Origin of the sequence: Bradyrhizobium sp. 45, assembly GCF_023073155.1 — a bacterium.
In the GTDB taxonomy this organism is placed as follows: Bacteria; Pseudomonadota; Alphaproteobacteria; order Rhizobiales; family Xanthobacteraceae; genus Bradyrhizobium; species Bradyrhizobium canariense_D.
Genome location: NZ_JADPIX010000049.1, coordinates 48,904 through 71,015, shown reverse-complemented (window position 1 = coordinate 71,015; position 22,112 = coordinate 48,904). Strand labels below are relative to the sequence as shown.

Annotated in this window: 23 protein-coding genes; 18 read left to right on the top strand and 5 right to left on the bottom strand. The window is 64.5% G+C overall.

Going from position 1 to position 22,112, the window contains the following annotated elements:
* Positions 1 to 97: 97 nt before the first annotated feature.
* Both IVB42_RS06855 and IVB42_RS06850 read right to left on the bottom strand, forming a co-directional pair.
* Positions 98 to 898, bottom strand: coding sequence for an SDR family oxidoreductase (locus IVB42_RS06855; RefSeq protein WP_018456053.1), 801 nt, complete (start codon positions 896 to 898; stop codon positions 98 to 100).
* 124 nt (positions 899 to 1,022) lie between these two features.
* A complete protein-coding gene (locus tag IVB42_RS06850) occupies positions 1,023 to 2,081 on the bottom strand; it encodes a polysaccharide deacetylase family protein (protein ID WP_018456054.1) in 1,059 nt (352 codons plus the stop codon).
* Positions 2,082 to 2,245: 164 nt separating this feature from the next.
* Here IVB42_RS06850 and IVB42_RS06845 point away from each other — a divergent pair, with 164 nt between their 5' ends.
* The 4 genes from IVB42_RS06845 to IVB42_RS06830 all read left to right on the top strand — a co-directional run bounded on the left by IVB42_RS06845 (position 2,246) and on the right by IVB42_RS06830 (position 5,579).
* Entirely contained in the window at positions 2,246 to 3,640 is a 1,395-nt protein-coding gene (locus tag IVB42_RS06845) for an OmpA family protein (RefSeq protein WP_247394026.1), read from the top strand.
* Between the two features lie 2 nt (positions 3,641 to 3,642).
* Positions 3,643 to 3,939: a membrane protein gene (locus IVB42_RS06840; RefSeq protein WP_018456056.1), complete on the top strand. Its 297-nt coding sequence runs from the start codon at positions 3,643 to 3,645 to the stop codon at positions 3,937 to 3,939.
* 120 nt (positions 3,940 to 4,059) lie between these two features.
* The gene (locus tag IVB42_RS06835) at positions 4,060 to 4,650 is read left to right on the top strand and encodes a TetR/AcrR family transcriptional regulator (protein WP_018456057.1); all 591 of its coding nucleotides are present in this window, start codon (positions 4,060 to 4,062) and stop codon (positions 4,648 to 4,650) included.
* Entirely contained in the window at positions 4,647 to 5,579 is a 933-nt protein-coding gene (locus tag IVB42_RS06830) for a haloalkane dehalogenase (protein ID WP_018456058.1), read from the top strand. The genes IVB42_RS06835 and IVB42_RS06830 overlap by 4 nt, the downstream gene beginning before the upstream one ends.
* A 27-nt stretch (positions 5,580 to 5,606) precedes the next feature.
* Here the strand turns inward: IVB42_RS06830 and IVB42_RS06825 are convergent, their stop codons facing one another.
* Positions 5,607 to 5,756, bottom strand: coding sequence for a hypothetical protein (locus tag IVB42_RS06825; RefSeq protein WP_018456059.1), 150 nt, complete (start codon positions 5,754 to 5,756; stop codon positions 5,607 to 5,609).
* A 332-nt stretch (positions 5,757 to 6,088) separates the two neighbouring features.
* On the opposite strand from IVB42_RS06825, the gene IVB42_RS06820 reads away from it, so the two are divergent.
* The 8 genes from IVB42_RS06820 to phoB all read left to right on the top strand — a co-directional run bounded on the left by IVB42_RS06820 (position 6,089) and on the right by phoB (position 13,846).
* Positions 6,089 to 7,144 (top strand): lysylphosphatidylglycerol synthase domain-containing protein, encoded by a 1,056-nt coding sequence (locus tag IVB42_RS06820; protein ID WP_018456061.1) that lies wholly within the window; start codon positions 6,089 to 6,091, stop codon positions 7,142 to 7,144.
* A 33-nt stretch (positions 7,145 to 7,177) separates the two neighbouring features.
* Positions 7,178 to 8,476, top strand: a complete 1,299-nt coding sequence (locus tag IVB42_RS06815) for an ATP-binding protein (RefSeq protein WP_247398942.1) — start codon at positions 7,178 to 7,180, stop codon at positions 8,474 to 8,476.
* 143 nt (positions 8,477 to 8,619) lie between these two features.
* A complete protein-coding gene (gene pstS / locus IVB42_RS06810) occupies positions 8,620 to 9,633 on the top strand; it encodes a phosphate ABC transporter substrate-binding protein PstS (RefSeq protein ID WP_026233076.1) in 1,014 nt (337 codons plus the stop codon).
* A 98-nt stretch (positions 9,634 to 9,731) separates the two neighbouring features.
* Entirely contained in the window at positions 9,732 to 10,721 is a 990-nt protein-coding gene (gene pstC, locus IVB42_RS06805) for a phosphate ABC transporter permease subunit PstC (RefSeq protein ID WP_018456064.1), read from the top strand.
* A 4-nt stretch (positions 10,722 to 10,725) separates the two neighbouring features.
* A complete protein-coding gene (gene pstA / locus IVB42_RS06800; RefSeq protein ID WP_247394020.1) occupies positions 10,726 to 11,571 on the top strand; it encodes a phosphate ABC transporter permease PstA in 846 nt (281 codons plus the stop codon).
* Positions 11,568 to 12,389, top strand: a complete 822-nt coding sequence (gene pstB, locus IVB42_RS06795; protein ID WP_018456066.1) for a phosphate ABC transporter ATP-binding protein PstB — start codon at positions 11,568 to 11,570, stop codon at positions 12,387 to 12,389. The genes pstA and pstB overlap by 4 nt, the downstream gene beginning before the upstream one ends.
* A gap of 10 nt (positions 12,390 to 12,399) precedes the next feature.
* Positions 12,400 to 13,116: a phosphate signaling complex protein PhoU gene (phoU, locus tag IVB42_RS06790; RefSeq protein WP_018456067.1), complete on the top strand. Its 717-nt coding sequence runs from the start codon at positions 12,400 to 12,402 to the stop codon at positions 13,114 to 13,116.
* Between the two features lie 22 nt (positions 13,117 to 13,138).
* Positions 13,139 to 13,846 carry a phosphate regulon transcriptional regulator PhoB gene (gene phoB / locus IVB42_RS06785; protein WP_007597871.1) on the top strand — a complete coding sequence of 236 codons (708 nt, stop codon included), beginning with the start codon at positions 13,139 to 13,141 and terminating at the stop codon, positions 13,844 to 13,846.
* 238 nt (positions 13,847 to 14,084) lie between these two features.
* Here the strand turns inward: phoB and IVB42_RS06780 are convergent, their stop codons facing one another.
* Positions 14,085 to 14,597 (bottom strand): GcrA family cell cycle regulator, encoded by a 513-nt coding sequence (locus tag IVB42_RS06780; protein WP_007597869.1) that lies wholly within the window; start codon positions 14,595 to 14,597, stop codon positions 14,085 to 14,087.
* Positions 14,598 to 15,052: 455 nt separating this feature from the next.
* Between IVB42_RS06780 and IVB42_RS06775 the strand changes: the two genes are divergently transcribed.
* From IVB42_RS06775 to IVB42_RS06765, 3 genes are all read left to right on the top strand, one after another.
* On the top strand, positions 15,053 to 16,255 hold the full coding sequence (locus IVB42_RS06775) for an aspartate aminotransferase family protein (protein WP_026233078.1): 1,203 nt from the start codon (positions 15,053 to 15,055) through the stop codon (positions 16,253 to 16,255).
* Entirely contained in the window at positions 16,255 to 17,190 is a 936-nt protein-coding gene (gene argF / locus IVB42_RS06770) for an ornithine carbamoyltransferase (RefSeq protein WP_018456070.1), read from the top strand. Before IVB42_RS06775 ends, argF begins: the two co-directional genes overlap by 1 nt.
* A gap of 162 nt (positions 17,191 to 17,352) precedes the next feature.
* Positions 17,353 to 18,372, top strand: a complete 1,020-nt coding sequence (locus IVB42_RS06765; RefSeq protein ID WP_026233079.1) for an Hsp33 family molecular chaperone — start codon at positions 17,353 to 17,355, stop codon at positions 18,370 to 18,372.
* A 61-nt stretch (positions 18,373 to 18,433) separates the two neighbouring features.
* Here the strand turns inward: IVB42_RS06765 and apaG are convergent, their stop codons facing one another.
* Positions 18,434 to 18,826, bottom strand: a complete 393-nt coding sequence (apaG, locus tag IVB42_RS06760; protein WP_026233080.1) for a Co2+/Mg2+ efflux protein ApaG — start codon at positions 18,824 to 18,826, stop codon at positions 18,434 to 18,436.
* A gap of 204 nt (positions 18,827 to 19,030) precedes the next feature.
* Between apaG and IVB42_RS06755 the strand changes: the two genes are divergently transcribed.
* Genes IVB42_RS06755 through IVB42_RS06745 form a run of 3 tightly spaced genes read left to right on the top strand, consistent with a single transcriptional unit; the run spans position 19,031 to position 22,080 of the window.
* Positions 19,031 to 20,296 (top strand): OpgC domain-containing protein, encoded by a 1,266-nt coding sequence (locus IVB42_RS06755; protein WP_085349686.1) that lies wholly within the window; start codon positions 19,031 to 19,033, stop codon positions 20,294 to 20,296.
* Complete coding sequence (locus IVB42_RS06750) at positions 20,296 to 21,075, top strand: lipolytic enzyme (protein WP_018456073.1); 780 nt, start codon at positions 20,296 to 20,298, stop codon at positions 21,073 to 21,075. Before IVB42_RS06755 ends, IVB42_RS06750 begins: the two co-directional genes overlap by 1 nt.
* 12 nt (positions 21,076 to 21,087) lie before the next feature.
* Positions 21,088 to 22,080, top strand: a complete 993-nt coding sequence (locus IVB42_RS06745; RefSeq protein ID WP_026233081.1) for an SGNH/GDSL hydrolase family protein — start codon at positions 21,088 to 21,090, stop codon at positions 22,078 to 22,080.
* The last annotated feature ends 32 nt before the right edge of the window (positions 22,081 to 22,112 follow it).

The following is a 22,112-nucleotide window of genomic DNA, read 5'->3' as shown; positions in this document are numbered from 1 at the left end:
GGCGCGACGGCCGCGCTACATACTCACCTGTCGTCCCGGCGAAGGCCGGGACTACACCGGAGTGTGAGGTGAGGGCGTCGTGCTGACGCGCCCCCGCCTACCCCGCGATCTCCAGCCCCGCGTTCGCGTACACCACGCCGCCATCCACCGCGATGGTGTTGCCGACCACGTAGTCACCCGCGCGCGAGGCGAGATAGATCGCCACGCCGGCCATGTCCTCGTCGGTTCCGATCCGCCGCGCCGGAATGCGCTTGGCGACCTCGTCCGAATGGTCGCGCGCAGCCCGGTTCATGTCGGACTTGAACGCGCCGGGCGCGATCGCGGTGACGTTGACGTTGTCCTTGATCAGTTTCGTCGCCATGCGCCGCGTCAAATGGATCACCGCGGCCTTGCTCGCGGCATAGGAGTAGGTCTCGCCGGGATTGACGAAAATGCCGTCAACCGAGGCGATGTTGATGACCTTGGCGGGCCGCTCATGCGAAGCCGCCGCGCGCAGCGGCTTGGCCAGCGCCTTGGTCAGGAAGAACAGCGACTTGACGTTGAGGTCCATCACCTTGTCCCAGCCGCTTTCGGGGAATTCGTCGAACTCCGCGCCCCAGGCAGCCCCTGCATTGTTGACGAGGATGTTGAGCTTCGGCTCCAGCTTGATGATTTCGCGAGCGAGCCTGTCGCAGCCGTCGACGGTCGAGATGTCGATCGGCAGCGCGATGCACTCACCGTCATATCGGCCTGACAGCTCTCTCGCGGTGGCCTCGCAAGGTCCTGCCTTGCGCGCGGTGATGTAGACCTTCGCGGCTCCCGCGCTGAGAAATCCCGCCGCGATCATCTTGCCGATGCCGCGCGAACCACCGGTCACCAGCGCGACGCGGCCTTTGAGCGAGAACAGATCGTTGAACATGGTGCCTCCCTTGGTGTTTGGCGACGTTTTGAGCGGGGTAGGGAGGGGAGTCAAGGAAAGTGCCGCATCGTCGTCCTGGCTTTCGCCATGCGACGTCCGAGTTCGGGCAGCCAAGACGGAGAGATTAAGCCGCCGCGATCCTGCGGAAGCCGTTCCACATCGCGGTCGCGGCGCCCGAGGTCAGCACCGGCAGAATCCGCGTGTCCTGGTAATTGCCGTTGAGCGAGACCCGTGGCAGCGCCGTCATGCGGCCGGCGTCTTCGGCGAACAGCATGCCGGGCCGCGTCGTCACCGCGGTCTTGAAGCCGGCGGATGCAGCGAGCACGAATTCACGCTCGCCCGCCGCCTCGCGATCGCCATAGGGATAGGCCAGATGTTGAACGTTGCGGCCGAGCGCCTGCTCGATCCGCGCGCGGCTCACGGCCATCTCCTGCGTGGCGATCGCTTCGCTTTGCTTGGCGAGATTGCAATGGCTGACGGAATGCGCGCCGATCGTGACCAGGGGATCGGCGGCAAATGTCTTCACCTCGTCCCAGGACAGGCAGAGGCTGCGGCACAGCGCGGCCATGTCGACGCCGTACTTCGTGCAGAGCGCCTCGATCTCGCGCTTGAGATCGTGCTCGCCGGGCAGTGCGCGCAACCAGTCGTGCAGGCGATCGAACGCCACCTGCTTGGCGGCTGGCGTCGTCGCATCGAGCCGCAGCGCGGCATTGCCGATCGTCACCTCGATCTGCTCGGTCTTGGCGATCACGGCCTCCAGCGCCTCCCACCACAGCCGGCCCGTCCCCTCCGCGAAATCGCTGGCGACATAGACCGCCAAGGGCGCGTCAAATTCGCGCAGAACCGGCAGCGCAAAATCGAGATTGTCGCGATAGCCATCGTCGAGCGTGAAGGCGGCGAAGCGGCGGTCGAACCGGCGCCGCACCAGCCGCTCGTGCAGCTCGTCCATGCTGACGATGTCGATCTCGCGCGCGCGCAGGTGGCGCAGTGTGGCACGCAGGAATTCGGGGGTGACTTCGAGATGCCGGTTCGGCTGGAACGCCGCGCCGCGGGCCGGCCGCACGTGATGCAGCATGAATATGGCGCCGACGCCCGACAAAAGCGGACGCAACAGGTGGTGGGCGCCGCTGAAATAGAGTGCTTCCAGCCCGGCGCGGATGACGTTGTTACGGAGTTGTTTCATGACCCGCTGGCGGACTTTGGCATTCCGCTTTCAACTTACGGAAGAACCCTTGAAGAAAAAGTTATTCCAATTGTCCAGGCCCGGCCTTCGGAAGGGCGTCATTTCCGGTTTGACAGCCTGCCAAGGGTTTGTTTTGTCTCCGGTTCCAGAGTTCGGGTCGTCGAATGCACAAGCTTTTCAGGTGGGCCAGCAAATGGTGGCCGGGGCTGATCCCCTTGGCCGTCATGTGGGGATTTGCGGCCTGGAATAACACTTTGCCGGTCGAGGCGGACCTTTCCGCCCGCAGCTCGGCGGCGCTAAAGGATACCGTTCTGGACAAGACCCGGATCGCGGTGGATGGCCGCGACGTCAGCCTGGCTGCGGACGCGTTTTCTGAGGAGGGGCGCCGCGACGCTGTTGTGGCGGTCGAGACCGTCCCCGGCGTGCGCCTGGTCGACGACCGGACCCGCCTCGTGCCCGAGGCAAAGCCCTTCGTCTGGAACGCCGAGCGCGACGTGGTGCGGGTGACGCTGTCAGGCTCCGCGCCCCTGCCGTCGATGAAGGGCCGCCTGACCGAGGCGGCCCGCAAGGAGGTCGGCGGCACCGAGGTGGCCGATCAGATGGGTTTGGCCCGCGGCGCACCGCCGCGGTTCGAGGCGGCTGCGATGCTGCTGCTCGACCAGATCGGCAAGCTCAAGGACGGCAAGATCACGATCACAGACACCAAAGTCACTCTGTCAGGGATGGCGCGCGATCTCGGCGGCCGCGAAGCGGTCGCAGCGGCCCTTAAAAACCTGCCCGAGGGCTTTTCGATCGCCGCCAACGATGTCAAGGCGCCGCCTTACGTGTTCCAGGCTTACAAGGATCCGGTGGCCGCGACGGTGACGCTGACCGGCTATGTTCCCGACAACAATGTCCACGCGGCCATCGCCACCAGCGCGTCGCGGAAATTCTTCAACGAAAAGGTTGTCGACAATCTCAAGGCCAGCGTCGGCGCGCCCGGCTCCTTCAGCCCCGCCGTGGTCGCAGCGCTCGGCGCGCTGTCGCGACTGTCGACCGGCACGCTCGTCGTGTCCGACCGCGAGGTGAAGCTGTCGGGCGATGCGCTCTATGAAGGTGCCGCCAACGACATCCGCGCAGGCCTCGGCAAGGATTTTCCGAAAAACTGGCAGTACAAGCCGGAAATCACGGTGAAACCCGCGGCCGGGCCGGTCGACGGCACCGTGTGCCAGCAATTGTTCTCCGAGCTCTTGGCCAAGGCCAAGATTCGCTTCGGGGCGAAGCGCGCCGAGATCGATCCGGATTCCGCCGGCATTCTTGATCATCTGATCGAGACGGCATTGCGATGTCCCACCACCAATATCGAGGTCGCCGGGCATACCGATGCCGACGGCGAGGATTCCTTCAACCAGGCACTGTCGGAGAAGCGCGCGAAGGCGGTGATCGACTACCTGGTCAAGGCCGGCTTGCCTGGCAACCGGTTCACCGCGGTCGGCTACGGCAGCACGCAGCCCGTCGCCGGCAATGACAGCAAAGACGCCAAGGCGCAGAACCGCCGCATCGAATTTCTGGTGAGGTGACGATGCCCTATCTCGTCTCGTTCCATCTGGGCTGGCTGATCGGCTCGCTGCTGCTCGGCTTCTGCATGGGCTGGATCTCGGTGGTCCAACGCGGCAACGGCACCTCGAAGGTGACCGCGCGCTGGCTCGCCGTGCTTGTTGCCGGCCTGGTCGCGGCCTCGTTCGCGCATGTGGTCCCCGGTCGCTTCGGCTACTGGCTCGACCTCGGCCTGGTCATGTTCGCCTGCTACCTCGTCGGCGGCGGCATCGGCGCCTGGCTGCGCGACCGTGTGGTCGCGCGCAGCATGCCACCGGCCTGAGCGGCTGAGCTGAGAGGCAAACGCGCGCCCGCTATCGCGCTCATCAACTTGCGCTGCCATCAGATTTCCAGGGCGACAAAGCGCGCTTGACAATAATACGTACGTACGTATTATAACGCCATGCCCAAGCCCTCGCTCAAAGACGCCATTCTCGACGCCGGCCTGAAGGTCATGTTTCGGACCGGCTATCACGGCACCAGCGTGCGCGACGTCACCACTGCTGCGGGCGCGCCGCAGGGGTCCTTCACCAATCATTTCCGCTCCAAGGAAGCGTTCGCCTCCGAGGTGCTCGACCGCTACTTCGAGATCACAAGGGGGCTGGTCGCCGAGGCGCTCGACGACACCTCGCTGACCCCGCGGGCTCGGCTGAAGCGCTACCTGGACATCATCATTGGCCGGCTCGAAGCGGACGGCTACGGCCGCGGCTGTCTGATCGGCGATCTCAGTCTGGAGGCGACCGGCAGCAGCGAGATGCTGCGCGCGCGCCTTGCGGCCATCTTTGCTGAATGGCGCATGCCGTTCGCCGCCTGCATCAGGGATGCCCAAACCAGCGGCGAGATCGCATCCGATTTCGAGCCCGAGGAGCTCGCAGACTTCCTGCTCGCGTCCTGGCAGGGCGCGATCCTGCGCATGAAGGTCGACCGCAATCCCAAAGCGCTCGAACGTTTCAAGAGCATCGCATTCCAAACCGTGTTCAAGGAGCTGACATGACCAAGCAGATCGACATCAAGCTTCGCAAAGCGTCCGTCCTCGGAAGCGGCATGGCCTATCGTGAGGCAGGCGCGCAGAACGCGCCGGTCGCGCTCTTCCTGCACGGCAATCCGACGTCCTCGCACATCTGGCGCAACATCATGCCCCTGGTGTCACCGGTCGCGCATTGCCTCGCGCCCGACAACATCGGCTTCGGTCAGTCCGGCAAGCCCAACATCGCCTATCGCTTCTTCGACCACGTCCGCTATCTCGATGCCTTCATCGAACAGCGCGGCATTACGTCGGCCTATCTGGTCGCGCAGGATTGGGGCACGGCGCTCGCATTTCATCTTGCGGCGCGCCGGCCGGATTTCGTGCGCGGCCTTGCCTTCATGGAATTCATTCGTCCGATGCCGACCTGGCAGGACTTCCACGACACCGAGGTTGCCGCAGAGCAGGAGCATGCCGAGGCGGCGCGGGCGGCCTTCCGTAAATTCAGGACGCCGGGCGAGGGCGAGGCGATGATCCTCGAGGCGAATGCCTTCGTCGAGCGCGTGCTACCCGGCGGCATGGTCCGCAAGCTCAGCGATGACGAGATGGCGCCCTATCGCGCGCCGTTTCCAACACCAGAGAGCCGCCGGCCCGTTCTTGCACTTCCGCGCGAACTGCCGATCGCAGGCGAGCCCGCTGACGTTTATCAGGCTCTGCAGTCCGCGCATGCAGCGCTGGCCGCGTCGTTCTATCCAAAGCTCCTGTTCACCGGCGAGCCCGGAGCTCTGGTCTCACCGGAATTTGCCGAACGGTTTGCAGCCTCCCTGAAGCACTGCGCGCTGGTTCGTCTCGGCGCCGGCCTGCATTTCCTCCAGGAGGATCACCCCGAGGCGATCGGGCGCTCCGTCGCCGGCTGGATCGCGGGCATCGAGGCAGTGCGCCCGCAGCTTGCGGCCTGAGCAGAACGCTACCTCCGAACGACGTGCTCATCGCGGCCGCTGGCGGGCGGCCGCAATGACGTCTGTGATGTCGCAGTGCAACCGGATGATCGAGCGCGAGCCGTCGGCCACGTAATCGTGCGCGCCGCAGCGGCCGCGCGCGGCGCGACCCTCTTTCAACAGCGAAATCCCGCCCATAGATTGATTTCGACTTAAGCCGTGACGGAACATTGTACGGCCGAAATCATCAAAACTTCATGGCGTCTGCGCCAGGATGGCCATGGAGATTCGCGTCAGGCTTGCCGCCGAAAGCGCCAAACCGTGCATCAGGAGCCCGCAACCTGCCTAAAACCTTGAAGCCACGACTTTTTGTTCGAATTGTCGAATTCCACTCCGCCCCAAAACGCGCTAGTGGAGGGGCAGGGGGCATGCGCGATGCCGGAGCCGCCGGCGAGGATTCGTCGGGTGCCTGCGTGTCGTCCGCCTGTTCGCCGGCCACCCTGGCCGCTGAAGCGTTGTTCGAGGTTTAGATGCTGGAAGCCATACGCAGGGCGATGTCGTTTCTGCGCCAGAAGCAAATCCTGCATAAGCTTGGAGTTGTGATCAGCGTCGCGGTCATCGGCATCGCTTGCTATGTGCTCTACCACATGCTGCGCGGCATCGATGTCAACGAAGTCCTCGAAGCGATCAAGAGCACCGAGCCGAGCCAGATCGCGATGGCGGCGCTGTTCGTCGCTGCGGGCTATTTCACGCTGACCTTCTACGACCTGTTCGCCGTGCGCGCGATCGGCCATCCCCACGTGCCCTATCGGATTAACGCGCTCGCTGCCTTCACCAGCTATTCGATCGGCCACAATGTCGGCGCCAGCGTCTTCACCGGCGGCGCGGTGCGCTACCGCATCTATTCCGCCTATGGCCTGAACGCGATCGACGTCGCAAAGATCTGCTTCCTCGCCGGCCTGACCTTCTGGCTCGGCAATGCCGCGGTGCTGGGCCTCGGCATCTCCTATCATCCGGAAGCCGCGGCCTCGATCGACATGCTTCCGCCCTGGCTGAACCGGATGCTGGCGATGATGATCATCGTCGGACTGGTCGCTTACGTGGTCTGGGTCTGGACCCAGCCGCGCATGGTCGGCCGCGGGCCCTGGACCGTGATGCTGCCGGGCGGCCCGCTGACGCTGCTCCAGATCGCGATCGGCATCATCGATCTCGGCTTCTGCGCGCTCGCGATGTACGTGCTGGTCCCTGACGAGCCCAATCTCGGTTTCGTGGTGGTCGCGGTGATCTTCGTCTCGGCCACGCTGCTCGGCTTTGCCAGCCATTCGCCCGGAGGCCTTGGCGTGTTCGACGCGGCGATGCTGGTCGGGCTCTGGCAGATGGACCGCGAGGAGCTGCTGGGCGGGATGCTGCTGTTCCGCGTCCTCTATTATCTGTCCCCTTTTGTCATATCTGTAATCTTGCTGACGTTTCGCGAAGTTATCATCGGCGCACGATCGAAGCGCCTGCAGCAGGCTGCGCTCAAGCTCGACCCCGGCCCCGCGCCTGAAGCCGCTTACGTGAGAAAGCGCAGCGACAGCGGCGCCTGACCGGCGCAAGGCCTTTTGGAGAAGCCCGCCCCGATGGCGATCGACGCCCCAACTTCTCCCTCCTCCCCGCCCTGGTCCGACCGGCTGCGGCACTCGACCGTCATCCTGATCGCCGCGGCGCTCGCGCTATCCGTGGTGGTCTCGCTGGGGGAATTATCGGCGCTGCATGCGATTGCGGTGTTCCTCTGCATCGCGGCCGCAGCGCTGATCCCGTGGCGCCTGCACGATACCGCCGCCTCGCGCGAAGAGACCCGCCGCGTCAACCCGGTCGAGAGCGCGGCGGTTGCCGCAGTGGTCGCCGGCATGCCCGATCCCGCGGTGCTGCTCGACCGCGCCGGCCGCGTCATCCATCTCAACGCCGCAGCCGCCCAGCTCGCGCCGGCACTGCGCCGGAATGAGCTCGCCCAGTTCGCGCTGCGCTCGCCCGAGATCATCACGGGGCTGCGCGAGTCGATCGCGACCACCGAGCCGCGGCGCGCGACCTATCTCGACCATGTCCCGGTCGATCGCTGGATGGAGCTGACCATCACGCCGGTGCCGGTGCCGACCACCTTTGGCGGCGCCGACAAATGCATGCTGATGACCTTTCACGACCAGACGCCGCTGCGCCGGGTCGAGGAAATGCGGGCCGATTTCGTCGCCAATGCCAGCCACGAGCTGCGCACGCCGCTGGCCGCGCTGTCCGGCTTCATCGACACGCTCCAGGGCCAGGCCAAGGACGATCCCAAGGCGCGCGAGCGCTTCCTCGGCATCATGCACAACCAAGCCACCCGGATGGCGCGCCTGATCGACGATCTCTTGTCGCTGTCGCGGGTGGAGCTGTCGGCCCATGTGCGGCCCGACACCCTGGTCGACCTGCTGCCGATCATCTTGCAGGTCGCCGATGGGCTCGAGCCGCTGGCGCGGGAACGCCAGGTCGAGGTCGAGACCCAGCTGCCCGAGACCCCGGTGCTGATCGCGGGGGACCGCGAGGAGTTGCTCCGCCTGTTCGAGAATTTGATCGAGAACGCGCTCAAATACGGCGCCTCCGGTGGACGCATTATCGTGTCGCTGATATCAGGCGCGGCCCCTGATGGAACTCAGGAAATCCGGGTGCTGGTCCGGGATTTCGGCCCCGGCATCGCGCCGGAGCACCTGCCGCGGCTGACCGAGCGCTTCTACCGGGTCGATGTCGGCGACAGCCGCTCGCAGGGCGGCACCGGCCTGGGATTGTCGCTGGTGAAACATATTCTTAACCGTCATCGCGGCCGGCTTTTGATCGAAAGCGTGCCCAAACAGGGCGCCACTTTCACCGCCTGTTTTCCCCAGGGCAAGCCTGCGGCTCTGAGCTAAATTCCAGCGATTTCAGCTGCTTAACACTGTCATCCGACTGTCACCAAACCTTCGTAAAAGCTCAGCTGTCCGCTCCTAAAGGGGCGGCACGGGGAGCGCGATCGGGCGCGGATGGCGCTTCGCTCCCCTGTATGGAGACCAGCATGAATTTCCTCAAAACACTCGTCGCTGCTGGCATTGTCGCCGCATCGACGACGGCGGCCTTTGCTGCCGACATCACCGGAGCCGGCGCGACGTTCCCGTTCCCGATCTATTCCAAATGGGCCGACGCCTACAAGAAGGAGACCGGCAACGGTCTGAACTACCAGTCGATCGGCTCCGGCGGCGGCATTAAGCAGATCCAGGCCAAGACCGTGACCTTCGGCGCCAGCGATGCGCCGCTCAAGGCCGAGCAGCTCGAGAAGGACGGCCTCGTCCAGTGGCCGATGGTGATGGGTGCCATCGTGCCCGTCGTCAACATCGAGGGCGTGAAGCCCGGTGAACTGGTGTTCGACGGCGAGACGCTGGCCAGCATCTATCTCGGCAAGATCACCAAATGGGACGACGCCGCGATCAAGAAGCTCAACCCGAACGTGAAGCTGCCCTCGGAGGCCATCACCGTGGTCCGCCGTTCGGACGGTTCGGGCACCACCTTCAACTTCACCAACTACCTCGCCAAGGCCAGCGCGGATTGGAAGAGCAAGGTCGGTGAGGGTACCGCGGTCGAGTGGCCGGTCGGCGTCGGCGCCAAGGGCAATGAAGGCGTGTCCGGCAACATCAGCCAGACCAAGAACTCGATTGGCTATGTCGAGTACGCCTATGCCAAGCAGAACAAGCTGACCTACACCGGTCTCATCAACAAGGCCGGCAAGCCTGTGCAGCCCACCGTCGAAGCCTTCCAGGCGGCCGCCTCCAACGCCGACTGGGCCAAGGCTCCCGGCTACTACGTCATCCTGACCGACCAGCCCGGCGAGAAATCCTGGCCGATCACGGCGGCGACCTTCATCCTCATGCACAAGGACGCCACCGACAAGGCGGCCTCGCAGGAAGCCATCAAGTTCTTCCGCTGGGCCTTCAAGAGCGGCGGCAAGGCGGCTGAAGAGCTCGACTACATCCCGATGCCGGATCCGGTCGTTCAGCTGATCGAGAAGACCTGGGCTGCCGACATCAAGAGCTAGGTTCGCGACGCTCGTGCCCCGGATGCGCTGCGCTGCATCCGGGGCACGGACCAACAAAAAACGTATACTATTTGGTACAGGGGATCGGCGTGGCAGAGATGGCCGTTCAGAGCGATGTAATCGACGACGCCGGACCGTATGACCGCGCCAAGGCCTTGAGCGCGTTCAAGCTCGGCGACGTTACCTTCTACTGGATTACGCGGCTCTCCGCGATCTCGGTGCTTCTGATCCTCGGCGGCATCATCATTTCGCTGATCGTCGGCGCTTTCCCGGCGATGAAAGAATACGGCGTCTCCTTCCTGTGGACGCAGCGCTGGGCGCCCTCCGCAGATCCGCCGGTGCTCGGCGCGCTCGGGCCGATGTACGGCACGCTCGTCACCTCCTTCATCGCGATGCTGATCGCCATTCCCGTGGGTCTCGGCATTGCGATCTTCCTCACCGAGCTCTGCCCGCAATGGCTGCGCCGCCCGATCGGCATGGCAATCGAGCTGCTCGCCGGTATTCCCTCGATCATCTACGGCATGTGGGGCTTCTTCGTGTTGGGTCCGTTCCTGGCCAACACGTTCCAGCCCTTCATGATCAAGATCTTCGACGGCGTTCCCGTGCTGGGCGCGATCTTCGCAGGTCCCCCGTCCTATCTCAGCCTGTTCAATGCCGCGCTGATCCTTGCCATCATGGTGCTGCCCTTCATCACCTCGATCTCGGTCGACGTGTTCAAGACGGTGCCTCCGGTCCTGAAGGAAGCCGCCTACGGCGTCGGCTGCACCACATGGGAAGTCGTCCGCAGCGTGGTGATCCCCTACACCCGGGTCGGCGTCATCGGCGGCATCATGCTGGCGCTGGGCCGCGCGCTCGGCGAGACCATGGCGGTGACCTTCATCATCGGCAACTCGTTCCGGATCTCGTCATCGATCTTTGCGCCGGGCACCACGATCTCGGCGGCGATCGCATCCGAGTTCGCCGAGAGCGACGGCCTGCACCAATCCGGCCTGATCCTGCTCGGCCTCCTGCTGTTCGTTCTGACCTTCTTCGTGCTCGCAGCGGCGCGGCTGATGCTGATGCGGCTGGAAAAGAAGGCGGGGAATTAGCGCCATGAATCCGATCTATTCACGCCGACGCCGCAAGGACATCGTCGTCCGCGGGCTCTGCATCGCCGCAACCGCCTTCGGCGTCACCTGGCTCGCGCTGATCCTGATCACGCTGCTCTACAACGGGCTGGCGGGACTCAATGTCCAGCTGTTCACCGAGAACACGCCGCCACCGGGATCGAACGAGGGCGGTCTGCTCAACGCCATCGTCGGCTCGCTGATCATGACCGTGATCGGCGTCGGCATCGGCGCGCCGCTCGGTATGTTCGCCGGCACCTATCTCGCCGAATACGGCCGCAATGACCGGCTGACCTCGGTGATCCGCTTCATCAACGACATCCTGCTCTCGGCGCCCTCGATCATCATCGGCCTGTTCATCTACGGCGCCGTGGTGGTGCCGATGCGCGGCTTCTCGGCGATCGCAGGCTCGCTCGCCCTCGCGGTCATCGTGATCCCGGTGGTGCTGCGCACGACCGAGGACATGCTGCTGCTGGTGCCGAACGCGTTGCGCGAGGCGGCCTCGGCGCTCGGCCTGCCGCGTTCGCTGGTGATCCAGCGGATCGCTTATCGTGCTGCCCGATCGGGTCTCATCACCGGCGTGCTGCTCGCGACCGCTCGCGTCGCCGGTGAAACCGCGCCGCTGCTGTTCACCGCGCTATCGAACCAGTTCTTCAGCCTCGGCCTGAACAAGACGATGGCGAACCTGCCTGTGACCATCAACAACTTCGTGCAGAGCCCCTATGCCTATTGGAAGCAGTTGGCCTGGAGCGGGGCGCTGCTCATCACCCTGACCGTTCTTGCCCTTAATATTTTCGCGCGCATCCTTGGCGCCGAGAGGACCGCAAAATGAGTGATCTTTCCGTGTCGATGAGCGCGTCCGGTGGACTGCCGCACGCGGCGGTGCTGCCCGAGGCGCCCCCCAAGGTGACCGTGCGTAACCTGGACTTCTATTACGGCGAGCACCATGCGCTGAAGAACATCAACCTGACGCTCGGCGCCAACCGCGTTACGGCGTTCATCGGTCCGTCGGGCTGCGGCAAGTCGACCCTGCTGCGCATCTTCAACCGGATGTACGACCTCTATCCCGGCCAGCGCGCCACCGGTCAGCTCATGCTCGATCAGACCAACATTCTCGACCCCAGGCTGGACCTCAATTTGCTGCGCGCCCGCGTCGGCATGGTGTTCCAGAAGCCGACGCCGTTCCCGATGACGATCTACGAGAACATCGCGTTCGGCATCCGTCTCTATGAGAAGATCTCGAAGTCCGAGATGGACGGCCGCGTCGAGAAGGCGCTGCGCGGCGGCGCGCTGTGGAACGAGGTCAAGGACAAGCTCAACGCCTCCGGCCTGTCGCTCTCCGGCGGCCAGCAGCAGCGCCTCTGCATCGCCCGCACCGTCGCGGTGCGGCCCGAGGTGATCCTGTTCGACGAACCCTGTTCGGCGCTCGACCCGATCTCGACCGCCAAGGTCGAGGAGCTGATCCAGGAGCTGTCCGAGGATTACACGATCGCTATCGTCACCCACAACATGCAACAGGCGGCGCGCGTCTCCGACAAGACCGCCTTCATGTATCTCGGCGAGCTGATAGAGTTCGACGACACCAGCAAGATCTTCACGTCGCCGTCAGATCGGCGCACGCAGGATTACATCACCGGCCGGTTCGGCTAGGAGACGCGACATGGGTTCTGAACATACCGCAAAGGCTTTCGACACCGACCTCCAGGAACTCACTCGCCTGGTCGCCGAGATGGGCGGCATCGCCGAGCGCATGATCGTCGAGTCCGTCGACGCGCTGATCCGCCGCGACGTCCCGCTCGGCCAGCGCGTCGTCGCCATCGACACCGAGCTCGACGCGCTGCAGAAGCGCATCGAGGAGCGTGCGGTGCTCACCATCGCCCGCCGCCAGCCGATGGCGGTCGATCTGCGCGAGATCGTCGGCGCCATGCGCGTCGCGACCGATCTCGAGCGCATCGGCGACCTCGCCAAGAACATGGGCAAGCGCGTCGCGGCGCTGGAGACGGACTTCCATCCGCTCAAGCTGTTCCGCGGCCTCGAGCACATGACCGACCTCGTGCAGCAGCAGGTCAAGTCGGTGCTGGACGCCTATGCCGCGCATGATTTGCCGGCGGCGATGGCGGTGTGGAAGGGCGACGAGGAAGTCGACGCCATCTGCACCTCGCTGTTCCGCGAACTCCTCACCTACATGATGGAGGATCCGCGCAATATCTCGTTCTGCATCCATCTGATGTTCTGCGCCAAGAACATCGAGCGGATCGGCGACCACGCCACCAATATCGCCGAGACCGTGTTCTACATGATCGAGGGCCAGGCGATCACCGACAAGCGGCCGAAGGGCGACATGACGACCTTTGCCAACACGGTACCGAACACCTGAAGACTTAAGGAGCGACGACCCGATGGGCGCACGCATTATGGTGGTTGAGGACGAGGAAGCCCTGACCGAGCTTCTCCGCTACAACCTCGAAGGCGACGGCTATGACGTCGAGACGGTGATGCGCGGCGACGACGCCGACACCCGCCTCAAGGAGCACATCCCCGATCTGATCGTGCTCGACTGGATGCTGCCGGGCCTGTCAGGCATCGAATTGTGCCGGCGGCTTCGCACCCGTCCCGAGACCAAGCAGCTCCCGATCATCATGCTCACCGCGCGCGGCGAGGAGAGCGAGCGGGTGCGGGGTCTTGCGACCGGCGCCGACGATTACATCGTCAAGCCGTTCTCGGTGCCGGAGCTGCTGGCGCGCGTGAAAGGCCTGCTGCGGCGCGCGAGCCCGGAGCGCCTCGCCACCGTCCTTGCTTTTGGCGACATCGAGCTCGACCGTGACAAGCGCCGCGTGGCGCGCTCGGGCCGGCCGATCGATCTCGGTCCGACCGAATATCGCCTGCTGGAGTTCTTCCTGGAGCATCCGGGACGGGTGTTCTCGCGCGAGCAGCTGCTCGACAGCGTCTGGGGCCGCGACATCTATATCGACGAGCGCACCGTCGACGTGCATATCGGCCGCCTGCGCAAGCTGCTCAATCTCGGCCGCGAGCAGGACCCGATCCGCACCGTCCGCGGCGCCGGCTACGCGCTGGATGATCGCTTCGCGAAGGCGGAGCAGGTGTAGGGTTGCAGGCTTGTTTGTTGGCGAGCTGTCCCTGCATTCTCAGCCGTCGTCCCGGACAAGCGAGCGAAGCGAGCGCTGATCCGGGACCCATAACCACCGAACGTGGTTTGGCGAAGACTCGGAGTGACCCCTTCCGCACGATTATTGCGTGCTCGGAGTATGGGTCCCGGCCCCCCGTGCGCAATTGCGCACTAGGCCGGGACGACACTGAAATTGTTGAACTGTCTTCGCGTGACGACTAACGGGGACCCGGCTTTACCGGTGCGCGGCGCCGATCCGACGCGGGCTGGTACGCAACGCGCGAGTGCTGGGCGCAATAGGGCAGTCCGGACAGCGCCCTTCCACCGCAGAAGAAGAAGTCCGGGCTCGAGGGATCGCCGACCGGCCAGTGGCAGGTCGCCTCGTTCAATTCCAGCAGCGACAGCCGCTGGCTCATCGGCACCACGTTGTCGTAGGTGACCGGATCCGGCTCAGCCTCGACCTCGAAGGCCTGCGCCAGCGCGGTGTTGCCGCGCGAGATCGGGCGGCTCACCCGCATCATGTGCTGCGCGGGGCGCGCCTTGCGCGGCCGCGGCGCTGCCGATGATGGGCTCTTGGCGCGGCCCGAAAGGCCGAGCCTGTGCACTTTGCCGATCACGGCATTGCGGGTCACATTGCCGAGCTCCGCCGCGATCTGGCTGGCCGAAAGTCCGGCCTCCCAGAGCTTTTTCAGCTGCTCGACGCGATCATCGGACCAGGTCAAAACCGTCATTGCACCCTTTCCCTCGCTGCGCGCCAGCCATCCTGGGGCCTCGCAGCGAATGCCTAAGCCTTCAAAAACCCGTGCCGCCAGAATCCCTTAAGGCTCGCCGGGCGCGTCTTGAACGCCCGAACGTTTACGCCGGTACATAAGGACTTAAAGATCAGAACCACTGCACGAGATGTCGTATCTGACAATCCAAACGCTACAATATGGCGTGACTCCCGCGCAAGAGTCCGCCGACTCGCTTCCACATGTTCCGTGGCCAAATCCCGCAAAATCGGCACCGCAAGACTACGGATTCAGCGTTTCGCGAGGCTTTCCGGGCGGCATTGACACCCGTTTCACCAGGCCTAAGATAGTCGCACGTGCCGCCCTCAAGAGGCGGCACGTTTCGTTTTCCGGGCCGGTCGATGGTGCGTTGCGCAATGCACGCTCACTCCGTCCGCAACATTCAAGTGACCATCATGACTAACAGCGCAGCGCCGCATTTGCTCCCCGTTTTCGCCAGGTCCGACCTTGGTTTCGAGCGTGGCGAAGGCTGCTGGCTGATCGCGACCAATGGCGAGCGCTATCTCGATTTCACCTCCGGGGTGGCGGTGAATGCGCTCGGCCATGCCCATCCGGCGCTGGTCGCGGCGTTGCAGGAGCAGGCCACCAAGCTCTGGCACATGTCGAATCTGTTCCAGAGCCCGGACGGCGAAAAGCTCGCCGCGCGCCTGTGCAATGAAAGTTTCGCGGATTTCGTGTTCTTCTGCAATTCCGGCGCCGAAGCGCTGGAATGCGTGATCAAGGTCGTGCGCCGTTATCACGCCGCAAAGGGTCATCCCGACCGCTATCGCATGATCACCTTCGAAGGCGCCTTCCATGGCCGCACGCTGGCGACGCTGGCCGCAACGGGATCGGCAAAATATCTCGAAGGTTTCGGCCCTCCGATGGAGGGCTTCGACCAGGTTGCGCATGGCGATCTCGATGCCGTGAAAAAGGCAATCGGTCCGCAGACCGCCGGCATCCTGATCGAGCCGATCCAGGGCGAGGGCGGTGTGCGTTCGGCAACGCCCGCCTTCCTGAGGGCGTTGCGCCAGCTCTGCGACGAGAAGGGTCTGTTGCTCGCCTTCGACGAGGTGCAGACCGGCATGGGCCGCACCGGCGATCTGTTCGCGTACCGCCGCCTTGGCGTCGAACCCGACGTGATGTCGCTGGCCAAGGCGCTCGGCGGCGGCTTCCCGATCGGCGCCTGCCTTGCGACCGCCGAAGCGGCGTCCGGCATGACGCCGGGCTCGCACGGCTCGACCTTCGGGGGCAATCCGCTCGCGATCGCGGCTGCGAACGCCGTGCTCGACGTCATGCTCAAGCCCGGCTTCTTCGACCACGTGCAGAGGATGTCGCTGCTGCTCAAGCAGAAGCTCGCCTCCGTGATCGACCGTCACGGCGATGTCGTCAGCGAAGTGCGCGGCGAGGGCCTCCTGATCGGCATCAAGGCCGTGGTGCCCTCCGGCGATCTCGTTGCAGCCTTGCGCGACCAAAAGCTGCTCACCGTCGGTGCCGGCGACAATGTCGTGCGTTTCCTGCCGCCTTTGATCGTCACCGAAGCCGAGATCGAGGACAGCGTCGGGCGGCTCGAGCGCGCCTGCACCGCGTTGTCCGGCAACAAGCGGGCGGCAAGCTGATGAGCAAGTCGCCCGATAAAACACCGAAGCACTTCCTCGATATCAACGAGCTGCCGCTGTCGGAGCTCAAGCGCATGCTCGCTGCGTCCTCCGCGATGAAGGCGAAGCAGAAGGCGCATCAGCCGGTCAGGCCGCTCGAAGGCAAGACCCTGGCGATGATCTTCGAGCGCCCCTCGACGCGGACGCGGGTGTCTTTCGACGTCGCCATGCGCCAGCTCGGCGGCGAGCCCATCATGCTCACCGGCGCCGAAATGCAGCTCGGCCGCGGCGAGACCATCGCCGACACCGCGCGCGTGCTGTCGCGCTATGTCGACGCCATCATGATCCGCATCCTCAATCACGATGCCCTGCTGGAGCTTGCAGCGAACGCCACCGTGCCCGTCATCAACGGCCTGACGCGCCGCTCGCATCCCTGCCAGGTGATGGCGGACCTCATGACCTACGAGGAACATCGCGGCCCGATCGAGGGCAAGACCGTGGCCTGGACCGGCGACGACAACAACGTGCTCGCCTCCTGGGCGCACGCCGCCGAGCGCTTCAAGTTCCAGCTCAATGTCGCGACGCCTCCGGAACTCGCGCCGAAAAAGGCGATGCGCGACTTCATCAAGGCGACCGGCGCGCCGATCATGCTCGGCACGGATGCCGAAGCCGCCGTGCGCGGCGCCGATTGTGTCGTGACCGACACCTGGGTGTCGATGGGCGACAAGGAAGGCAAGCACCGCCACAACGTGCTCAAGCCCTATCAGGTCAATGCGCAGCTGATGTCGCTTGCCAAGCCGGATGCGCTATTCATGCACTGCCTGCCCGCCCATCGCGGCGAGGAGGTCACCGACGAGGTGATCGACGGTCCACAATCCGTCGTGTTCGACGAGGCCGAAAACCGCCTGCACGCGCAAAAGGGCATTCTGGCCTGGTGCTTCGACGCGGTGAAGTAATCCGGGCCGGTATCCGCCGTGCCGGCGAAGTAGGTCTTCATCGTCGTCCTGGCCTTCGCCAGGACGACACCGAATTTGCCGTGCTTGCGTACGATCCGTGCTGCATTCTGGATGCAGCCCTCACCCCTTCCAATTCCGCCTTCCGACCCCAGATAAAGCGCCATGGTTTCCCAATCCCCTGATATGAAAACCGGGCCTGAAGGCCCGGTTCGCGCGCCATCCGCGGTTCCGATCGATGACGCCGTGCTGCCTTACGAGGTCGACGCGCTCGATGTGCGCGGTCGGCTGGTGCGGCTTGGTCCGGCGCTCGACGAAATCCTGACCAAGCACGATTATCCCGCGCCGGTCGGCAAGCTGCTCGGCGAGGCCATCGTGCTGACCACGCTGCTTGGCTCCTCGCTGAAGTTCGAGGGCCGCTTCATTCTCCAGGCCCAGACCGACGGTCCGGTGTCGTTCCTGGTCGTGGACTATCAGGCGCCGGATCGCCTGCGCGCCTATGCGCGCTACGACGCCGCGCGACTCGGCGAGGCCAAAGATACTGGCACGCATTCCGGCGCGCTGCTGGGCCACGGCCATCTCGCCATGACCATCGACCAAGGCCCCGACATGAGCCGCTACCAGGGCCTGGTCGCGCTCGACGGCGGCAGCCTCGAAGACGCCGCTCACGAATATTTCCTGCGCTCCGAGCAGATCCCGACACGCGTGCGTCTCGCTGTCGGCGAGGAATGGCGTTCGAACGACGGCGGCAAGCATCGCTGGCGTGCTGGCGGCATGCTGATGCAGTTCCTGCCGAAGGCGCCCGAGCGTGCGCGGCAGGCCGATCTGCATCCCGGCGATGCGCCCGAAGGCGTCGAAGTGCACGCCGTCGCTGAAGACGATGCCTGGGTCGAGGCACGCTCGCTGATCGAGACCGTCGAAGACGTTGAGCTGATCGATCCGGAGCTGTCCGGGGAGCGGCTGCTCTACCGCCTGTTCCACGAGCGCGGCGTGCGCGTGTTCAATCCGCTGCCCTTGAAGGCGCAATGCTCCTGCTCGCGCGATGCGGTGGCATCGATGCTAAAGAGCTTTTCGTCTGACGACCGTGCCGCGATGGTCAAGGACGACAAGGTCGTCGTGACCTGCGAGTTCTGCAGCTCGGTGTACGAGTTCACGCCGGATGAAGCAGGCGTGGAAGACGCGTAAGGCGTTAGCCTGCAGGTGCGATAGGGTCGGCCAAAGCGGAGCGCGCCCACCATCTCCTGCCCTAGTTCAACACCCGCTTGTTGTCCGGGCTGTCCAGCGAGAACGTCGGCACGTCAATTTCGAAGCGCTCGCCAGTCGCGCTGACCATCTGGTAGCGGCCGGTCATGAAGCCCGAGGCGGTCGTGAGCGGGACGCCGGAGGTGTATTCGAAGCGTTCGCCGGGCGCGAGCGTCGGCTGCTCGCCGACGACGCCCTCGCCCTTCACCTCCTGCTGCCGGCCCGTGGCGTCGGTGATGATCCAGTGCCGCGTCTTGAGCTGCACGGTCTCGTCGCCGGAATTGGTGATGACGACGGTATAGGCCCAGAAATAACGGGAGCGGTCAGCCGACGACTGCTCCGGAACAAAGTTCGGCTCGACGGTCACTTCGATCTGGCGGGTCACGGCGCGGTACATGATTGCCATCATACCGAAAACCGCCCGGGAACCAAACGCCGGAGACGCCTTGGCGACATCGTCCCGCCAGAATTCGCAGGGAAGTACACGTCCAAATGGGCTTGCAAATGTACTTGCTTGTGATCCGGTCGCTTTGCGAGATGACGGCCGGACCGGTACACTCCTTGCCACGTCGCGATTTGCGGAAGGGTTTTTAGGCCCCCGATGACCATTGCCGACCAAGTGACGGGATCGACGATCGCGGGAACCGCTAAACCTGTGGAGGTCAAGTCCGCGGGAGCGAAGCGGCGCGCGGCCGCGCCGGCCATTTCGCTGCCAGCCATCGGCGAGCGCGAGCTCCGGCTGGACCTATTCCGCGGCCTTGCGCTGTGGCTGATCTTCATCGACCATTTGCCGCCGAGCCTTCTGACCTGGTTCACGATCCGCAATTACGGCTTCAGCGACGCCACCGAGATCTTCATCTTCATCTCCGGCTATACCGCCGCCTTCGTCTACGGTCGGGCGATGCTGGAGTCCGGCATCGTCGTCGCCACCGCGCGCATCCTGCGGCGCGTCTGGCAGATCTATGTCGCCCACGTCTTCCTGTTCACGATCTTCCTTGCCGAAATCTCCTACGTCGCGACCAGGTTCGAGAACCCGCTCTACACCGAAGAGATGGGCATCATGGATTTCCTCAAGCAGCCCGACGTCACGATCGTGCAGGCGCTGCTGCTGCGCTTCCGTCCGGTCAACATGGACGTGCTGCCGCTCTACATCGTGCTGATGCTGGCGCTGCCCTTGATCCTGTGGCTGATGAAGTGGCGCCCCGACGTGACGCTCGGCCTCTCGGTCGCGCTCTACGCGGTGACCTGGGAATACGACCTCTATCTGTCGGCCTATCCGAACGGCTTCTGGGCCTTCAATCCCTTCGCCTGGCAATTGCTGTTCGTGTTCGGGGCATGGTGCGCGCTCGGGGGTGCGCGACGCATGTCGCACATTCTGGCTTCGCGGGTGACGATGTGGATCGCGATCGCCTATCTGGTTGCGGCATTCTACGTGACGCTGACCTGGTATGTGCCGCAGCTCTCCCACTTCATGCCGAAGCGGCTCGAGCAGTGGATGTATCCGATCGACAAGGCCGACCTTGACGTGCTGCGCTTCACGCATTTCCTGGCGCTGGCCGCGCTCACCGTGCGCGTCCTGCCCCGGGACTGGCCGGGCCTGAAATCGCCCTGGCTGCGGCCGCTGATCCTGTGCGGCTCGCATTCCCTGGAGATATTCTGTCTCGGCGTCTTCCTCGCCTTTGCCGGCCATTTCATCCTGGCCGAAGTCTCGGGCGGCCCGGTCATGCATGCGCTAATAAGTCTCTCCGGAATCCTGATCATGTGGGCCATGGCCTGGCTGATTTCGTGGTACAAGCGGGTGGCTGACAAGAGCGGTTCGAAAACCAAAAGCGCCGTCGGCAGCGCCGATATGGCGGGAGGGGGCTGATGAAGGCGAAGGTTTTCCTGAGCCTGATCCTGCTGTGCGGTGGTCTCGCCGCGCCTCCGGCGCGCGCGGACGATGCTGCGCCGGCTGCTTCAGCCGCGCCCGCAGCCTGTGAAGTGCCGTCCTATCTGCTCACCAGCGAAAGCCAGCTTCCCAAGGTCGCCGATGCCGTGAAGGCCGGCAAGCCGCTCGAAATCCTGGTCATCGGCAGTCGCTCGACCACGATTCCGGCTTCCGAGGACGCCTCTTATCCGGCGCGGATGCAGGCCATCCTGAAGGACAAGCTGCCGCCGTCCGAGACTGTGCACGTCTCCGTAGAAATACAGAGCAAGAAAACGGCCGAGGAGGCGGCTGCCAGCTTCGTTAAGCTGATGGAAGCAAAAACGCCTACTTTGGTCATCTGGCAGACCGGGACTGTCGATGCTATCCGAGCCATCGATCCCGATGATTTTCGTGGCGCGGTGACCGAAGGGGTTGTTGCGTTGCAAAAGGCAGGGGCTGACGTCGTCTTGATGAATTTGCAGTACAGTCCGCGTACCGAAACCATGATCTCGGTGCCGCCATACCTCGACAATATGCGGGTGGTGGCGCAGGAGCACGATATTCCGCTGTTCGATCGGTTCGCGATCATGCGGCAGTGGAATGATCAGGGCCAGTTCGACCTATTCAGCCCGTCGCGCGGGCCCGAGTTGGCGAAGCAGGTCCATGATTGCCTTGGCCGGGCGTTGGCACAGTTCCTGATCGACGCTGCCCATCTGGAGCCGGCCCAGCAGCAAAATTGAGGTCTAGCGTTAATGAGTTCTCTCCGCCCTTTTTGCCTGACGGCATGGCTGGCTGTGCCCGCAGCAGCGGTGCTGCTGTTGCTGAGTCCGGCCTCGCAGTCCCACGCGCAGACGCAGGCCGCGCAGGCAACACCGGCCCCGCAGCAGTCGGCTGATCCGGCTCCCGCTTCACCGTCCCAGACCACCGTCGCAGCGACGTCCCCCGACCAGCGCGGCATCACGGCGCGCGCCATCGACAAGGTGAAGCAGGTCGCGAAATCCGCCGGCGACATCTTTAGCCGCGTGCCCTGCCTGTCGCCGAAGGGCGGCTCGAAGGCGATGGGCTCGCTGCCGCATGTCGCGGGCAAGCTCGTCGCCGGCCAGCCCGTCGTCATCGTCGCGTTCGGCTCGTCGTCGACCGCGGGATTCGGCGCGAGCTCGCCGGAGTTCAACTATCCCAATCGCCTTGCCGCGCAGCTGCACCGGCACTATCCGACCGCCGACATCACCGTCGTCAATGCCGGCGTCGGCGGCGAGGATGCGCCCGAGATGATGAAGCGTCTCCAGAAAGAGGTGATCGACGTGCATCCGGATCTGGTGATCTGGCAGGTCGGCACCAATGCCGTGCTGCGCAATCTCGATCCTGGCGAGACCGCCAAACTGGTCGAGGACGGCATCGCTCGCATCCAGGCCACCGGCGGCACCGACATCGTGCTGGTCGATCCGCAATATTCGCCCGCCGTCAACCAGCGCGCCGAGAGCGCCGGCAAGATGGTGAAGCTGCTCGGCAAGGTCGCCGAGCTCCGTCACGTCGGCATCTTCCCGCGCTTCGAGGTGATGCGCGACTGGCACGAGAAGCAATCGCTTCCGGTCGAGAGTTTCGTGATCGCCGACGGACTGCACATGAACGATTGGGGCTATGCCTGCTTCGCCCAGCTCCTCGGCGACGACATCATTCGCTCCGTCGGCCAGATCAAGCTCGGCGTGAACGTGCCCGCGGACGTGCGGACGTACCGGCCAATGTGACTTGTCGTCCCGGCCCCCATGCGCAATTGCGC

Coding starts and splice junctions, on each gene's coding strand:
- IVB42_RS06745 (WP_026233081.1), top strand. CDS start 21,088: ATGAGTTCTCTCCGCCCTTTTTGCCTGACGGCATGGCTGGCTGTGCCC.
- IVB42_RS06850 (WP_018456054.1), bottom strand. CDS start 2,081: ATGAAACAACTCCGTAACAACGTCATCCGCGCCGGGCTGGAAGCACTC.
- apaG (WP_026233080.1), bottom strand. CDS start 18,826: ATGTACCGCGCCGTGACCCGCCAGATCGAAGTGACCGTCGAGCCGAAC.
- argF (WP_018456070.1), top strand. CDS start 16,255: ATGAGCAAGTCGCCCGATAAAACACCGAAGCACTTCCTCGATATCAAC.
- IVB42_RS06815 (WP_247398942.1), top strand. CDS start 7,178: ATGGCGATCGACGCCCCAACTTCTCCCTCCTCCCCGCCCTGGTCCGAC.
- pstA (WP_247394020.1), top strand. CDS start 10,726: ATGAATCCGATCTATTCACGCCGACGCCGCAAGGACATCGTCGTCCGC.
- IVB42_RS06845 (WP_247394026.1), top strand. CDS start 2,246: ATGCACAAGCTTTTCAGGTGGGCCAGCAAATGGTGGCCGGGGCTGATC.
- IVB42_RS06825 (WP_018456059.1), bottom strand. CDS start 5,756: ATGGGCGGGATTTCGCTGTTGAAAGAGGGTCGCGCCGCGCGCGGCCGC.
- IVB42_RS06835 (WP_018456057.1), top strand. CDS start 4,060: ATGCCCAAGCCCTCGCTCAAAGACGCCATTCTCGACGCCGGCCTGAAG.
- IVB42_RS06765 (WP_026233079.1), top strand. CDS start 17,353: ATGGTTTCCCAATCCCCTGATATGAAAACCGGGCCTGAAGGCCCGGTT.
- IVB42_RS06820 (WP_018456061.1), top strand. CDS start 6,089: ATGCTGGAAGCCATACGCAGGGCGATGTCGTTTCTGCGCCAGAAGCAA.
- phoU (WP_018456067.1), top strand. CDS start 12,400: ATGGGTTCTGAACATACCGCAAAGGCTTTCGACACCGACCTCCAGGAA.
- IVB42_RS06840 (WP_018456056.1), top strand. CDS start 3,643: ATGCCCTATCTCGTCTCGTTCCATCTGGGCTGGCTGATCGGCTCGCTG.
- IVB42_RS06775 (WP_026233078.1), top strand. CDS start 15,053: ATGACTAACAGCGCAGCGCCGCATTTGCTCCCCGTTTTCGCCAGGTCC.
- IVB42_RS06780 (WP_007597869.1), bottom strand. CDS start 14,597: ATGACGGTTTTGACCTGGTCCGATGATCGCGTCGAGCAGCTGAAAAAG.
- IVB42_RS06755 (WP_085349686.1), top strand. CDS start 19,031: ATGACCATTGCCGACCAAGTGACGGGATCGACGATCGCGGGAACCGCT.
- pstC (WP_018456064.1), top strand. CDS start 9,732: ATGGCCGTTCAGAGCGATGTAATCGACGACGCCGGACCGTATGACCGC.
- pstB (WP_018456066.1), top strand. CDS start 11,568: ATGAGTGATCTTTCCGTGTCGATGAGCGCGTCCGGTGGACTGCCGCAC.
- IVB42_RS06830 (WP_018456058.1), top strand. CDS start 4,647: ATGACCAAGCAGATCGACATCAAGCTTCGCAAAGCGTCCGTCCTCGGA.
- phoB (WP_007597871.1), top strand. CDS start 13,139: ATGGGCGCACGCATTATGGTGGTTGAGGACGAGGAAGCCCTGACCGAG.
- pstS (WP_026233076.1), top strand. CDS start 8,620: ATGAATTTCCTCAAAACACTCGTCGCTGCTGGCATTGTCGCCGCATCG.
- IVB42_RS06855 (WP_018456053.1), bottom strand. CDS start 898: ATGTTCAACGATCTGTTCTCGCTCAAAGGCCGCGTCGCGCTGGTGACC.
- IVB42_RS06750 (WP_018456073.1), top strand. CDS start 20,296: ATGAAGGCGAAGGTTTTCCTGAGCCTGATCCTGCTGTGCGGTGGTCTC.